A 15,291-nucleotide genomic window follows, 5' to 3' on the forward strand; every position below is an offset into this window, starting at 1 on the left:
AAATAGGAGGGGTGTTGATGGAGCCTCTATTAAAAATGGAAAATATCTCAAAGTCTTTCCCAGGTGTAAAAGCACTATCCAATGTCCAACTTGATCTTCACAATGGAGAGGTTTTAGCACTTGTAGGTGAAAATGGGGCAGGAAAGTCCACACTTATGAAAATACTAACGGGCATTCATCAAAAAGACGAGGGAACCATCACATTACAAGGAAACGAGATTAACGTCACCTCACCGAAACAAGCACAAGAACTAGGGATTTCTATTATCCACCAGGAACTCAATTTGATGAAAGATCTCTCTATCGCTGAAAATATTTTCATAGGTAGAGAGCCAAAAGGAGCTCTCAATTTTTTAGTGAATGACAAACAACTCAACAAACAAGCAACGGAACTTTTCGAAAAACTCAACTTAGACTTAGACCCCAAAACAAAAGTGCAAGATTTAACTGTAGCCAAGCAACAAATGGTCGAAATAGCAAAAGCACTTTCTTTCAACTCAAAAATTCTTATCATGGACGAACCAACAACCGCACTAACCGAAACGGAAATCGAAACCCTCTTTGAAATTATTAATAACTTACGAGCAAAAGGCGTTGGAATCATTTACATCTCGCACAGAATGGATGAGCTAAAGCGAATTTCTGACCGAATAACAGTGATGCGGGACGGTACGTACGTCGATACACTAACCACCATCGAAACCGAAATGAGTAAAGTCATCCAACTGATGGTAGGTCGACATGTGTACATAGAATCGAAGCCAAACATCACGGAAGGGCAAAAGGAAACAGTTCTCCAAGTGAACAACATTTCCACCAAGACCTTATTAAAAGATATTTCATTCGAATTAAAAAAAGGAGAAATACTCGGATTTGCCGGACTAATGGGTGCTGGTCGTACCGAAGTCGCCCGCGTTCTATTTGGCGCTGACCCGACAACAAAAGGAACCATCACACTACATGGCAATGAAGTGAAAATAAAATCTCCGGCAGATGCAGTAAAACAAGGGATCGGTTATCTATCCGAAGATCGCAAACAGTTTGGATTACTAGTCAATATGGATGTGAAGTCCAATATTGCGCTTGCAACAATTAAAGAATATCAATCTAGTTCATTATTTGTAAGCGGTTCCAAAATTAAAGAAACAGCAGTCAAATATGTTGAACAATTAAAAATTAAAACACCATCCGTAGATCAAGAAATTAGACTCCTTTCAGGAGGAAATCAGCAAAAAGTTGTTATCGCAAAGTGGCTTCGAAGAGATTGCGACATACTCATTTTCGATGAACCGACGAGAGGAATCGATGTCGGTGCAAAAGGAGAAATTTATAAACTACTCGATGAACTGGCATCGAGCGGCAAATCCATCATTATGATTTCATCTGAATTACCAGAAATATTACGAATGAGTCACCGGATTGTCGTCATGTCAGAAGGGAAAATTACAGGGGTCCTTTCATCAGAAGAAGCGACCCAAGAAAAAATAATGGAGTTCGCAACACAGCTCCACTAACAATAGGGGTGAAGTAAATGAATGTCGAGACACTAATGGAAAAAGAGGCAACAAAGAAAAAAATAATACCACCCGGAGCAATACAACAAACACTCGCCTTCGGAAGCTTAATCGTACTAGTTATCTTCTTCTCTTTTGCATCAGGCAACTTTCTACAATGGAGCAATATAATTGGAATATTATTGTCAACTGCAGTAATCGGAATACTAGCACTCGGAGCCACATTTGTCATCATTACAGGAGGAATTGACCTATCAGTAGGTACTGTGATGACACTGTCTTCCGTATTGACGGGAGTAATCATCGTTAATGCTGGATTACCAATTATTGCAGGGATTTTTGCGGGAATTGCAACTGGGGCATTTTGTGGATTCCTTTGTGGGATTGCGATTACGAAGCTGAAAATTCCTCCCTTTATTGCGACGCTTGCCATGATGATGATCGCTAAAGGGTTGGCGCTTGTTATTTCGGGAGCAGCACCGATTTATTTCACAGATTTTAAATCATTCACGAAAATAGCACTTGGCACTTTTATTCCTGGAATTCCAAATGCGGTTCTAATATTTTTTATTGCAGCAATCATAGGTGCTGTGATTCTTTCTAAAACCATTTTAGGTCGCTATAATTTTGCAATCGGAAGCAATGAAGAAGCGACGAAGCTTTCGGGAGTAAATGTCGACTTTTGGAAAGTGACAATTTATTCATTAGCTGGTGCTTTCACTGGGATTGCCGGTGTTATCATGGCATCGCGATTAAACTCCGCACAACCTGCACTCGGTCAAGGGTATGAATTGGAAGCGATTGCTGCAGTAGTTATTGGCGGAACCTCCCTTAGCGGTGGAAAAGGAACGATTGTCGGTACGGTCATCGGGGCGCTCATTATGAGTGTTCTTACAAATGGTCTACGTATCATGTCCATCCCGCAAGAATGGCAAACAGTCGTAGTCGGATTAGTTATTATTCTAGCAGTATATATGGATATTCTCAGAAGACGAAAGGAATAAGCCTAGTATTTAGTCCAAGTGACTGAAATATAAAAAAAGGGAATGGGGAGTAATAAATGAAGAAAAGATCTTGGTTTTTAGGAAGTATGTTAGCCGTATCTATGCTTTTAGGTGCATGTAATTCAGACGACACAGAAGCTGGCGCCTCATCCGCAGGCTCTAGTGGCGACAAGCCCTATGTAGCAATCGTATCAAAAGGTTTCCAACATCAATTCTGGCAAGCTGTTAAACAAGGGGCGGAACAAGCTGCGGACGAATTCGATGTGAAAATTACATTTGAAGGTCCAGAAAGCGAATCACAAGTAGACAAACAAATCGAAATGCTTCGAGCAGCACTAGACAAAAAGCCAGATGCTCTAGGATTTGCGGCACTTGACTCACAAGCGGCAACTCCATTACTCGAAGAAGCGAATAATAATAAAATACCAATTGTCGCATTTGACTCAGGAGTAGATAGCGATATTCCATTAGCAACTGCATCAACAGATAACAAAGCGGCTGCGGCACTTGCAGCAGATAAAATGGCTGAATTTATCGGCGAAGAAGGAAAAATTGCCTTAATCGTGCATGACCAAACATCAGTAACTGGTGTACAACGCCGTGATGGCTTCAAAGAGCAAATCGAATCCAAATATCCAAACATCGAAATCGTCGACATCCAATATGGTGGTGGGGATCACTTAAAATCGACTGACCTTGCAAAAGCAATTATCGCTGCACATAGCGACCTAAAAGGAATCTTCGGTTCCAACGAAGGATCCGCGATCGGTGTAGTAAACGCAGTACAAGAACTAAACAAATCAGGTGACTTAGTAGTTGTCGGCTTCGACTCCGGTAAACAACAAATCGACGCCATCAAAAGCGGATTAATGGCAGGAGCAGTTACACAAAACCCAGTAGGCATCGGCTACGAAACAGTCAAAGCAGCAGTAGACGCAATGAACGGCAAAACAGTAGAAAAAACAATCGACACTGGCTTCTTCTGGTACGACAAAGACAACATCGATAGCGACGAAATCAAAGCCGCAATCTACGAATAACATAACAAAAGTGTTACTGGTGCCCGGATTGTTACGGGTGCCAGGCACCTGTAACACCAGGCACCTGTAACAATCCTGTAACAATTCACCCTTATAACCAAAAGGAGGAAAGCACAGATGAAAAAGATCCGTTGGGGTATCATCGGCGCAGCAAACATCGCAAAACAACAGGTTATTCCGGCGATTCAACAAACATCTAACGCCGAAATCATCGCAATCGCAAGCCAAAGTGGAAAAGCTCAAGCACTTGCAACGCAATTCAATATTCCAAAGACATATGACACATACGAAAAGCTACTCGAATCATCCGACATAGATGCAGTGTACATAGCGCTTCCGAACACGCATCACAAAACATGGGCACTTGCAGCAATCCAAGCGAAAAAACATGTGCTGTGCGAAAAACCAATTGTGCTTCACGCAACCGACCTGATCGAACTACAAAAAGCAAGTAAACGACACAACGTCATCTTAATGGAAGCATTCATGTACCGTTTCCATCCACAAATGGCAAAAGCAAAAGAACTACTAGGTCAAGGAGTAATTGGCGATATCCTAACCATCCGCTCCCGATTCCATTTCACCATCAAGGATTGGCAAAATGATATCCGTCTTAACCCGAATCTTGGAGGAGGCGTCCTAAACGACATCGGTTGCTACCCACTCAATGCGATTCACTATTTAATAGAAGAAAGTCCGAAAACGGTCCAAGCCATCCAAGGCATATCAAACCACCAAGTCGACACACATGTCGCGGTGCAAATTAGCTACCCATTGGGAATTTTAGCCCAAATCGACGCAAGCTTCCACGGACCGATGACACAAAAAATAGATATTATGGGCACAAAAGGAACGATGCAGCTGCCTTACGCATTTCGCACTGATCTAAACAATCACGAAGGCTTTATTCAATACGAAACAAACAACGAAAATAAAACAATAACCGTAACAGCAAACGCATACGTCGAACAAATAAAAGCATTCCAGCAAGCAATCGAAAATAACGAACAACCAACCTATACAGAAGCACAAATGCTACAACAAACAACCGAACTCGAAAAGATCAACCAAGTAATAAAAACAGCTATCCCAACCTAAAACACTAGAAAGGAAGTGACCAAATGTCCAAAGTCATCGAAGAACTAACAAAATACGCCCATAAATTAGTAGACCAAGGCCTAGTAGTAGGAGCGGGCGGAAACTTAAGCATGCGTGACCAAGACCATATGTACATCTCCCCAAGCGGCTTCGATTTGAAAGAAATCGAACCACATCAATGGGTCAAAGTGAACATCGCAACAGGGGAAGTAGAGGGGACACTCCGACCATCATCCGAAGTACTCATGCATTTAGAATGCTTTCGCAAAAATGATGCAATTCTAGCGGTGCTTCATGCGCACCCGACATACTCAGTAGGCGTGTCATCCGCTGGCAAAGACATTCCGCCGCTCTTTCCGGATTTTCCAGCAATGGTGAAAAGCGTCGGCTACATCGATTACATTATTCCGACCACCCATTTACTTGCAGAAAAAGTGGCGGAGCTCGTTACAAACGATGTCATCATCATGCGAAATCACGGCGTGCTCACTTTAGGCAAGACGATGAAAGAAGCTTTTTTCTTCATGCAGCTGACGGAGGAATCTGCGAAAGTGTACACGATCAGCTCCATTTTCGGCGGCCCACGAATTTTAACCAACGAAGAATGCGATGATCTTCGTAACCTATCTGCGGAAAGATATCGTTCGAAATTGCTCAAAGAATAGGAGTCAAAGGTTATGAAAACAGTTCTTGCCTACGATTTAGGCGCGTCCAGTGGTCGGCTCGTTGCCCAAAACTTTAATGGAAATACACTCAATATGAAGGAAATTCATCGCTTCACCAACAAGCCAATTGCCCAAAACAATCACTATTACTGGGATTATGATCACTTATTACACGAACTTAATATAGGTTTAAACAAAGTGGATTTTCCGGCTGAATCACTCGGCATCGACACATGGGGCGTCGATTTTGGTCTACTGGGTAAAAACGGTGATCTCGTAACAAAGCCGTTTTCATATAGAGACACTCACTCCGTCCCATACGTAAAACAAGCGACAAACAAGATACCAGCTCAAAAACTATTCCAACAAACAGGCAACGAAATCTCACCGATCAACACATTATTTCAATTGATGGCTATACAAGACCAGTACCCGCACTATTTATCAGAAACATACAACATACTCATGACACCAAATTTGCTTATGCACGCACTATCCGGCAGCACAATAAATGAATTCACCATCGCGACTACATCCCAACTAGTAAACGCAACCAAAACATGGGACGAAGACATTCAACACACTTTTTTCAATCAAACACTACCATTTGCACCAATCGAAATGCCGCACCAAATAGTCGGCAGGTTAACAAACCACCCGAACATCCAAATGGCATTAGTACCAGGACACGACACAGCATGTGCACTATCCGCACTGCCGATTCAAACAACAAACGCTGTTTTCATTAGCATCGGGACATGGGGACTTATCGGAAAAGAAGTAAATACACCAATTACCACAATGGAAGCTTTTCAAAAAGGTTTTACAAACGAAGGAACGAGCGAAGGGCATTACCGATTCCAAAAAAACGCCATGGGATTTTGGATTCTACAAAAATGGAGAGAAGAGTGGAAGCAACAAGGAATCCACTTCACATATGAACAAGAAATTCAGGCATTACAAGCAGCTCAACCCTTTCAAACAATCATCGACCCGGACGACGAGCTTTTTTTCAACCCAACATCGATGACAGAAGCAATTAAAAAATACTGCATGAAAACAAATCAGCAAGTCCCATTAACACCAGGGGCACATATACGCTGTTTCGTTGAAAGTTTAGCACTAAAGTATGCAGATACAATTCACCAAATAGAACAAATCACCAATACCAAAACAACCGCCATATACATCGGCGGTGGAGGAACGCAAAATAAAAACCTATGCCAATTTATCGCAAACGCAACGAAAAAGCCCGTTCATATCGGTCCAACTGAAGCAAGCTCTTTAGGCAATGGACTATCCCAGCTCAGAGCGCTAGGAGAAATCCGCACAATCGAAGAAGGACGGCAACTCGTCGCAAACTCATTCGAGATGACTCAGTATGAACCGCAAAACGAAGCAGAATGGCAAGAAGCAACCGAAAAATTTCAACAACTATTACATATTTAACGGAGGGATCTTAACATGACAAAAGAACGTTATATCGGAACACTACCAAAAATCGGCATACGCCCAGCTATTGATGGACGGCGAAAAGGAGTTCGTGAATCGCTCGAAGAAACAACGATGAACATGGCAACAAATGTCGCAGCATTCTTATCGGAAAACCTTCGATACTATAACGGTGAATCTGTAGAATGTGTCATCGCAGACACTTGTATCGGCGGTGTAGCAGAAGCGGCGCAAGCGGCAGAGAAATTCAAAAAAGAAGGTGTCGGCGTATCAATCACCGTGACTCTATGTTGGTGCTATGGAAGCGAAACGATGGATATGGATCCGCATCTGCCAAAAGCGGTTTGGGGCTTCAACGGAACCGAACGCCCTGGAGCTGTCTACCTTGCAGCAGTTTTGGCTGGATATAACCAAAAAGGGCTTCCCGCTTTCGGGATTTATGGGCATGACGTACAAGATGCAGGAGATCCAACTATCCCGCAAGATGTGCAAGAAAAATTACTGCGCTTTGCAAAAGCGGGTCTTGCTGCAGCAATGTTCAAAGGAAAATCATATCTGGCAATGGGATCTGTTTCCATGGGGATTGCCGGAAGCATTGTAAAAGACGATTTCTTCCAAGAATATTTAGGCATGCGCAACGAATACATCGATATGAGTGAATTTGTTCGTCGTATGGATCTAGAAATTTATGATACAGAAGAATATGAAAAAGCCCTTGCATGGGCAAACGAAAACTTAACGCGTGGAGAAGATATTAACAAAGAACAATTCAAACGAACAGACGAAGAAAAGCAAAGTGACTGGGAACGTTCTATTAAAATGACCCTTATTGCACGAGATTTAATGGTAGGCAATGAAAAGCTTACAAAAATGGGCTTTGAAGAAGAAGCAAATGGCCGAAATGCACTTATCGCAGGCTTCCAAGGGCAGCGCCAATGGACGGACTATTTCCCAAATGGCGACTTTATGGAAACACTATTAAATTCATCATTCGATTGGAACGGTAAGCGGGCTCCGTATTTATTAGCAACCGAAAACGACAGTTTAAACGGTGTCACAATGGCAATGGGGCACTTGCTCACAAACACTGCACAAGTTTTTGCGGATGTACGAACGTACTGGAGCCCAGATGCAGTAAAACGAGTAACAGGAAAAGAACCCACAGGTAAAGCAGAAAACGGATTCATCCATCTTATCAATTCAGGGTCGGCAGCCCTTGACGGAACAGGTCGTCAAACAAAAGATGGCAAACCAGTCATGAAACCGTTCTGGGAAATTACAGACGAAGAAGTCGAAGAAACACTCAAAAATGTACAATTCCGTCCAGCATCGACCGAATACTTTAGGGGCGGCGGATACTCCAGCGATTTCACGACAAAAGGCGATATGCCGGTAACAATTGCTCGTCTTAACTACGTAAAGGGTCTTGGTCCAGTTCTTCAAATTGCAGAAGGGCACACAATCGAACTTGATGACGACATGCATGACACACTCGATCTTCGAACAGATCCAACATGGCCAACAACTTGGTTTGTACCGAACTTGACTGGCGACGGTCCCTTCACAGACGTTTACTCTGTCATGAATAATTGGGGAGCGAATCACTGTGTGGTCAGTTACGGACATATCGGTGCGGACTTGATAACACTCGCATCCATCTTGCGCATTCCAGTAAATATGCATAACGTTGCGCCATCCCGCATTTTCAGACCGAGTGCGTGGAGTATGTTTGGGACAGAACAAAGCGAGGCAGCCGACTTCCGTGCGTGTCAAAATTTCGGTCCTCTGTATAAATGAATGAGGTGAAAGCCATGAAATACACGATTGGCATTGATTACGGAACCGAATCGGGCCGTGTAATTTTAGTGAATATCGAAAATGGCGATATCGTCGCTACTAGTGTGACGCCCTACCCCCATGGCGTCATTACTGGGTACCTTAAAAACAAAGCCTTGGGGAAAGAAACCGCACTTCAAGTACCGCAAGACTATTTAGATGTACTAACGAAGTCCATTCCAGAAGTAATAAAAAACATAAATCCAGTCGACGTCATAGGTATTGGCCTAGACTTCACATCATGCACCATCTTACCGGTAAATGAAGAGCTAAAACCGCTATGTACAATAAAAAAATACGAAACCAATCCACACGCATACGTCAAACTGTGGAAACACCATGAAGCAGAAGACGAAGCCAAGCAATTAAACAACAACATGCAACACGAAAAATGGCTTTCCCGATACGGAGGTCGCATCTCCTCGGAGTGGATGCTTCCTAAAATAATGGAAATCGCAAACGACGACCCAGCTCTATTCGATGAAATTGATCTATTCTTAGAAGCTGGAGACTGGGTTGTATCCATATTAACCGGTAGTCTTACTCGAAACAGCTGTTCTGCCGGCTACAAAGGAACTTGGCATAAAGAAACAGGCTATTTACCAAATGAAACACTCCAAAAGATCCATCCAAAACTAGAAAATATATATGAAACAAAACTCGCTGGTGCAGTCAAATCCACCGGCACATTAGCGGGTAACCTGACAAAAGAAATGAGCGAACAATTAGGATTAAACGAAGGAACGCCAGTAGCGGTGGGTATTATCGATGCACACGCAGCGCTCCCTGGTGTAGGCGTAAGCGAACCTGGAACACTCGTCATGGTCATGGGCACGTCCACTTGTCACCTATTATTAAGTGACAAAGAAGTGCTCGTCCCGGGTATCAGCGGCGTCGTTGAAGACGGAATTCTACCTGGCTATTACGCATATGAAGCAGGGCAAGCCGCAGTAGGCGATCTATTTGCACACTTTGTAAAAAAATATAATACCGATTTCGAAACGCTTGCGAATGAAGCAAAAACACTTAAACCAGGAGAAAGTGGGCTAATAGCGCTCGATTGGCATAACGGTTGCCGAACGCCATACGTAGATTCAGCTCTTTCTGGTGTCCTAATCGGAGAAAAACTTTCCACAAAAACGTACGAAATTTACCGAGCAATACTAGAAGCAACTGCTTTCGGCACTCGCGTAATCATCGAGCTTTTCGAAAGCAACGGCATCCCGATCACCCAAGTCGTCGCAACTGGTGGAATACCAAAGAAAAACACATTACTGATGCAAATTTACGCAGACATCCTGCAAAAAGAAATTACCGTCGTAGAAAACGACCAAGCACCCGCACTCGGAGCTGCCATCCTAGGAGCAGTAGCAGCAAATGCATACGCAACATTTCCAGATGCAATCGAAAAAATGGCAACCAAACAATCGATTACCTATAAACCAAACAAACAAAATGAACAAACGTACACCCAACTATTCAATATTTATCAAAACTTAAGCAAGTACTTTGTTCATGACACAACCATCATGCACGACTTACACAACCTGAAAGGGGAGAACTCACAATGATCCAAAACCTTTGGGCATCATCCAATAAATCAATAGAACCGGATACACTAGAAGAACTCACATTTCGTTCCAATTTAATCGGTGCAGATCGTCGCGTTTGCAACTGGGGAGGAGGAAACACTTCTTTCAAAACAACTGCCCTCGACTTCAAAGGAGAAGAAGTAGATATCATGTGGGTAAAAGGAAGCGGCTCTGACCTTGCAACGATGAAAGAAGCAAATTTCACTGCACTTCAACTAGAACATATTCTCCCACTTCAAGAAAGAGAAGATATGTCTGACGAAGAGATGGTCGATTACTTAGCTCACTGCATGCAAAACAAATCGCATCCGCGCGCATCTATTGAAACACTCTTACATGCGTTCCTTCCGTTCAAGCACGTCGATCACACACACCCAGATAGCATTATTAGCGTTTGCTGTGCGCCAAACGGAAAGGAAATCGCAAAAGAAATCTTCGGGAACCGATTCGTATGGGTGCCATACATACGCCCCGGATTTTTATTGTCCAAAATGATTGCAGAAGGCGTAAAAAACAATCCAGATGCAGAACTCGTCCTCATGGAAAAGCATGGTTTAGTCGTTTGGGGAGATACAGCGCGTGAAAGCTACGATAAAACGATACAAGTAATCAACGAAGCAAAAGCATATATAGATAATGAATTAAAGAAAAAATCCGCTTTCGGTGGTCAATCAAAAGAAGGATTTCCACCAGCCAAACGCGAACAACTAGTAAACGAGATTCTTCCATATCTTCGTGGACTAGTATCAAAAGAGCAAAGTCAAATCATTACTTACGATGATACAGAAGACGTACTCGAATTCGTCAATAGCGAGCGAGCTGTGCAACTCTCTCAAGTTGGAGCAGCCTGCCCCGATCATCTAGTACACACAAAACGCATCCCGCTTTTCATCAACTGGGACGGCAATCTAGAAACAATCAGAACAAGCATCGAAAACTACCAAATTGCATATAAAAAGTACTTTGAAGACCATGCTTCAGCCGAAGACAAAATGTTTAACCCATCACCACGTGTCATTCTAATTCCGGGTATCGGCATGATCAACACAGGAAAAGACAAAGCATCTGCCCTTATTAGCGGAGCCCTATACCGCCGTGCGATCACCGTCATGAAAGGCTCAGATGCACTGGGAGGATTCACGTCACTTACTGAAGCAGAATCATTCGCCATCGAGTACTGGCCATTAGAGCTATACAAACTATCACTTGCGCCAAAAGAAGCCGAGTTTTCTAGAAAAGTAGCATTCGTCACGGGTGGAGCAGGAGGAATCGGAAGTGAAACATGCCGCCTACTAGCATCCCAAGGGGCTCATGTCGTCCTCGCCGACTTAAATGTAGAAGGTGCGCAAAAAATAGCTAGTGAAATAAACGAAGCATACGGCGAAGGTAGAGCAACCGCAGTGCAGATGGACGTGACAAGCGAAGAACAAATCATTTCCGCATTTCAACAAGTAACCCGCACATACGGCGGAGTAGACATACTAGTAAACAATGCAGGTCTAGCAACATCTAGTCCATTCGAAGAGACAACGCTAAAAGAATGGAATCTCAATATGAACGTACTCGGAACAGGATACTTCCTCGTCTCCAGAGAAGCATTCAAACTCATGAAAACCCAAGGCATAGGAGGCAGCATGATATTCATCGGCTCCAAAAACTCCATCTATGCCGGCAAAAATGCATCCGCATACAGCGCAGTAAAAGCACTGGAAGTACATCTGGCACGCTGCATAGCTACAGAAGGAGGAGACTTCGGCATCCGTGCCAACTCAGTACTACCAGACGCAGTCCTACAAGGCTCAGCTATCTGGGGATCCAAATGGCGTGAAGAACGAGCAACTGCATACGGCATCGAACCAGATGAACTAGAAGAACATTACCGCAAGCGAACCGTTCTGAAAGAAAATATCTATCCAAGAGACATAGCCGAAGCAATCGTCTTCTTCGCCTCATCCAAAGCAACCAAAACAACCGGCTGCATGCTAACAGTAGACGGCGGAGTAGCCGCAGCTTTCACAAGATAATTGTTACGGGTGCCAGGCACCCGTAACAATCCTGTAACAAAACTCTAAAATCCAGATCAATCGGACTGCAAGTTCAACAAACAGGACACCGAGTCCCACAAAGCGACCCACCAGTCCAACAAACTCAAAAAAAGTCGCTTCCAACCGAAGCGACTTTTTTCAGAAAGGAAGAACGAACATGCGCGTAACTCTATTCTCCACATGCCTAGTCGACCTATTCCAGCCAAACGTCGGCATCGCAACGGTGGAACTACTCGAAAAACTAGGCTGCGAAATTGACTACCCAACTGGTCAAATCTGCTGTGGTCAACCCGCCTACAACAGCGGCTACCTTCACGAAGCAAAACCAGCAATGAAGCATTTGCTCGAAACGTTCCAACACGCCGAATATATCGTCACACCATCCGGCTCATGCGCACTCATGCTAAAAGAATATGAACATATTTTCCGAGACGACCCAATATGGCACACAATCGCCAAACAAGTAGCAGACAAAACGTACGAACTCACCCAATTCATCGTCCATGTGCTAGGTGTCACCAAAGTAGACACATCCCTACCAGGAAAAGCCGTATTCCACACATCATGCCACATGACCAGACTTTTAAAAGCAAAAGAAGAGGCAAAAACGCTTTTAAACAATGTCGATAATCTGGAAATAAAACCACTAAAAGGACAAGAACAATGTTGCGGTTTCGGAGGGACCTTCTCCGTCAAAATGGGGGATATCTCCGCCGAAATGGTCAAAGAAAAAGTAACCAACATCATGACTGCAGATATCGATTACTTAATAGGAGCAGATTGTGGTTGTCTCATGAACATAGGAGGTCGCCTATCACGCGAAAGCCAACCCGTCCAAGTGCTCCATATTGCCGAAGTATTAAACCGAGGAATGGAGGAATAACAATGTCCATCAAAATAAAGCAAGGACCATTCAAAAAACGTCTAGAATCCGAACTCCAAAATGACTTTATGCGTAAAGCCGTATCTAATGCCCAAGATGGCCTTGGAGCACGAAGAAACCTCGCAACCGAACAACTAGGCGAATGGGAAAAATGGAGAGAAGCAGGACAAGAAATCCGCCAACATACCGTAGACAATCTTGCGCACTACTTAGAACAATTCAGCGAGCAAGTAACGAAAAGTGGCGGACATGTCTTTTTCGCGAAAGACGACAAAGAAGCTACCCAATACATCCAACAAGTCGTACAACAAAAGAACGCCCAAAAAATCGTCAAATCCAAATCGATGGTCACCGAAGAAATCAGCCTAAACCAAGCACTCGAAGCGATTGGCTGTGAGGTGGTTGAAACGGACCTAGGAGAATACATTCTGCAAATCGACGATCACGACCCACCATCCCATATCGTCGCACCCGCATTACATAAAAAGAAAGAACAAATCCGAGACGTCTTCGTCGAAAAACTCGGCTACACAAAATCCGCCGATCCAGACGAACTCGCAAAACACGCCCGCTATACATTGAGAGAAAAGTTTCTAGAAGCTGAAGTCGGTATCACAGGCTGTAACTTCGGAGTAGCAGAAAGCGGCACTATCTGTCTTGTTACTAATGAAGGAAATGCTCGCTTAGTCACAACCATCCCTAAAACACAAATTACCGTCATGGGAATGGAGCGGCTCGTACCAACATTCGAAGATTTAGACATTATGGTTAGCCTCCTTACTAGAGCTGCTGTCGGCCAGCGCCTTACAAGCTATATCACGCTACTCACAGGACCGAAAAAGCAAGAAGAAATAGATGGTCCGGAAGAATTGCACGTCGTAATCGTAGACAATGGGCGCTCAAAAATACTCGGTACAGACTTTCAGGAAATACTACAATGTATCCGATGCGGAGCCTGTTTAAACGTCTGCCCAGTTTACCGTCATATCGGAGGACACTCATACGGCTCCATTTACCCAGGACCTGTCGGAGCAGTACTGACACCACTACTCGACGGATACGAAGACCATAAAGAATTACCATACGCTTCAACCCTTTGTGGAGCATGCACAGACGTCTGCCCAGTGAAAATACCGTTACACAATTTACTATTAAAACATCGTCAAAAAATCGTAGAAACAGAAGGAAAAGCACCTATTAGCGAAAGGCTCATGATGAAAGCATTTGGCTTCGGCGCATCTACAAACGCGGTATATACAGGTGGTTCCAAAATGGCAGCAGTCAGCCTCAAAATGCTATTAAAAAACAAACAAAAAATCTCGAACGGTCCAGGACTCCTAAAAGAATGGACGAACAGTCGAGACTTCCCAACACCTAAACAAAGCCGGTTCCGTGATTGGATGAAAGAAAGAGAGGAGACCCAATGACTAAACTAGCAAGAAAGCAAATAGAAGGTCCCGTATCGAGCGTCTACAGTGCAATCGAAACAAACTCTCTCAAACAAGTATTTATCGAATCGGCTAAACTAATCCGAGCAGAAATCATCGAAACAACACCAACCAATCTAATAAACGAATTAAATAATATAATAGAAGGAACTCCTGTAAATGAAATACTATCATCCATTCATGGAGCAACCGATTCACTAGAAACCTGGCTCGATAATAACACAAACAAATGGAATCCAATTCTTGGTGATCAAAACATCACCAATGCCGAACGAGCAAAAATAGGCATCACATACTGCGACCAAGCATTAGCAGAATCCGGCACAGTAGTACTCCTAAACGAAAACAACAAAGGAAGATCTGTCAGTCTACTTCCAGAAATCCATATCGTACTTATTCCAGTAGAAGTAATCGTCCCACGCTTAAAAGAAAGCATGAGGGACCTGCACGAACGCGTAAAACAAGGAAAGTCGATCCCATCCTGTGTTAACTATATAACAGGTCCAAGCAATTCCGCCGACATAGAAAGCTATCTAGTAGTCGGCGTACATGGACCTTTACGCACAATATATATCATCATTGACGAAGAAACATAACAATTTGTTTACAATAGAAATGAAAGCTTAATACTACAAAAAATTTTGACAAAAATAATGCTAAGACGATTTAACTAGTATATACAACTTTTCTACTCTATTAAAAAGGAGGCTTTAA

Annotated in this window: 12 protein-coding genes; all 12 read left to right on the forward strand. The window is 43.3% G+C overall.

Going from position 1 to position 15,291, the window contains the following annotated elements; translation table 11 throughout:
- The first annotated feature begins 14 nt into the window (after window positions 1-14).
- The 12 genes from ACIQ38_RS02255 (at window position 15) to ACIQ38_RS02310 (ending at window position 15,173) form a co-directional block, all read left to right on the forward strand.
- Window positions 15-1,514: a sugar ABC transporter ATP-binding protein gene (locus ACIQ38_RS02255; protein WP_402817404.1), complete on the forward strand. Its 1,500-nt coding sequence runs from the start codon at window positions 15-17 to the stop codon at window positions 1,512-1,514.
- 17 nt (window positions 1,515-1,531) lie between these two features.
- Window positions 1,532-2,518, forward strand: a complete 987-nt coding sequence (locus tag ACIQ38_RS02260) for an ABC transporter permease (RefSeq protein ID WP_402817406.1) — start codon at window positions 1,532-1,534, stop codon at window positions 2,516-2,518.
- A 56-nt stretch (window positions 2,519-2,574) separates the two neighbouring features.
- Window positions 2,575-3,558, forward strand: coding sequence for an ABC transporter substrate-binding protein (locus ACIQ38_RS02265; protein WP_402817408.1), 984 nt, complete (start codon window positions 2,575-2,577; stop codon window positions 3,556-3,558).
- A 117-nt stretch (window positions 3,559-3,675) separates the two neighbouring features.
- Complete coding sequence (locus ACIQ38_RS02270) at window positions 3,676-4,656, forward strand: Gfo/Idh/MocA family protein (RefSeq protein WP_402817410.1); 981 nt, start codon at window positions 3,676-3,678, stop codon at window positions 4,654-4,656.
- A gap of 23 nt (window positions 4,657-4,679) precedes the next feature.
- A complete protein-coding gene (locus tag ACIQ38_RS02275; protein ID WP_402817411.1) occupies window positions 4,680-5,321 on the forward strand; it encodes a class II aldolase/adducin family protein in 642 nt (213 codons plus the stop codon).
- 12 nt (window positions 5,322-5,333) lie between these two features.
- Window positions 5,334-6,770 (forward strand): rhamnulokinase, encoded by a 1,437-nt coding sequence (locus ACIQ38_RS02280; RefSeq protein WP_402817413.1) that lies wholly within the window; start codon window positions 5,334-5,336, stop codon window positions 6,768-6,770.
- Between the two features lie 15 nt (window positions 6,771-6,785).
- The gene (locus ACIQ38_RS02285) at window positions 6,786-8,570 is read left to right on the forward strand and encodes an L-fucose isomerase (protein WP_402817415.1); all 1,785 of its coding nucleotides are present in this window, start codon (window positions 6,786-6,788) and stop codon (window positions 8,568-8,570) included.
- A 14-nt stretch (window positions 8,571-8,584) separates the two neighbouring features.
- Entirely contained in the window at window positions 8,585-10,180 is a 1,596-nt protein-coding gene (locus tag ACIQ38_RS02290) for a ribulokinase (protein ID WP_402817417.1), read from the forward strand.
- Window positions 10,177-12,225: a bifunctional aldolase/short-chain dehydrogenase gene (locus tag ACIQ38_RS02295; RefSeq protein WP_402817419.1), complete on the forward strand. Its 2,049-nt coding sequence runs from the start codon at window positions 10,177-10,179 to the stop codon at window positions 12,223-12,225. Before ACIQ38_RS02290 ends, ACIQ38_RS02295 begins: the two co-directional genes overlap by 4 nt.
- A 178-nt stretch (window positions 12,226-12,403) precedes the next feature.
- Window positions 12,404-13,129, forward strand: a complete 726-nt coding sequence (locus ACIQ38_RS02300; RefSeq protein ID WP_402817421.1) for a (Fe-S)-binding protein — start codon at window positions 12,404-12,406, stop codon at window positions 13,127-13,129.
- A gap of 2 nt (window positions 13,130-13,131) precedes the next feature.
- Window positions 13,132-14,556: a LutB/LldF family L-lactate oxidation iron-sulfur protein gene (locus tag ACIQ38_RS02305; protein ID WP_402817423.1), complete on the forward strand. Its 1,425-nt coding sequence runs from the start codon at window positions 13,132-13,134 to the stop codon at window positions 14,554-14,556.
- Window positions 14,553-15,173, forward strand: a complete 621-nt coding sequence (locus tag ACIQ38_RS02310) for a LutC/YkgG family protein (RefSeq protein ID WP_402817425.1) — start codon at window positions 14,553-14,555, stop codon at window positions 15,171-15,173. The genes ACIQ38_RS02305 and ACIQ38_RS02310 overlap by 4 nt, the downstream gene beginning before the upstream one ends.
- Window positions 15,174-15,291: the final 118 nt, after the last annotated feature.

Source organism: Psychrobacillus sp. NPDC096389 (assembly GCF_044762855.1).
Classification (GTDB): Bacteria; Bacillota; Bacilli; order Bacillales_A; family Planococcaceae; genus Psychrobacillus.

Coding starts and splice junctions, on each gene's coding strand:
- ACIQ38_RS02260 (WP_402817406.1), top strand. CDS start 1,532: ATGAATGTCGAGACACTAATGGAAAAAGAGGCAACAAAGAAAAAAATA.
- ACIQ38_RS02265 (WP_402817408.1), top strand. CDS start 2,575: ATGAAGAAAAGATCTTGGTTTTTAGGAAGTATGTTAGCCGTATCTATG.
- ACIQ38_RS02270 (WP_402817410.1), top strand. CDS start 3,676: ATGAAAAAGATCCGTTGGGGTATCATCGGCGCAGCAAACATCGCAAAA.
- ACIQ38_RS02275 (WP_402817411.1), top strand. CDS start 4,680: ATGTCCAAAGTCATCGAAGAACTAACAAAATACGCCCATAAATTAGTA.
- ACIQ38_RS02280 (WP_402817413.1), top strand. CDS start 5,334: ATGAAAACAGTTCTTGCCTACGATTTAGGCGCGTCCAGTGGTCGGCTC.
- ACIQ38_RS02285 (WP_402817415.1), top strand. CDS start 6,786: ATGACAAAAGAACGTTATATCGGAACACTACCAAAAATCGGCATACGC.
- ACIQ38_RS02290 (WP_402817417.1), top strand. CDS start 8,585: ATGAAATACACGATTGGCATTGATTACGGAACCGAATCGGGCCGTGTA.
- ACIQ38_RS02295 (WP_402817419.1), top strand. CDS start 10,177: ATGATCCAAAACCTTTGGGCATCATCCAATAAATCAATAGAACCGGAT.
- ACIQ38_RS02300 (WP_402817421.1), top strand. CDS start 12,404: ATGCGCGTAACTCTATTCTCCACATGCCTAGTCGACCTATTCCAGCCA.
- ACIQ38_RS02305 (WP_402817423.1), top strand. CDS start 13,132: ATGTCCATCAAAATAAAGCAAGGACCATTCAAAAAACGTCTAGAATCC.
- ACIQ38_RS02310 (WP_402817425.1), top strand. CDS start 14,553: ATGACTAAACTAGCAAGAAAGCAAATAGAAGGTCCCGTATCGAGCGTC.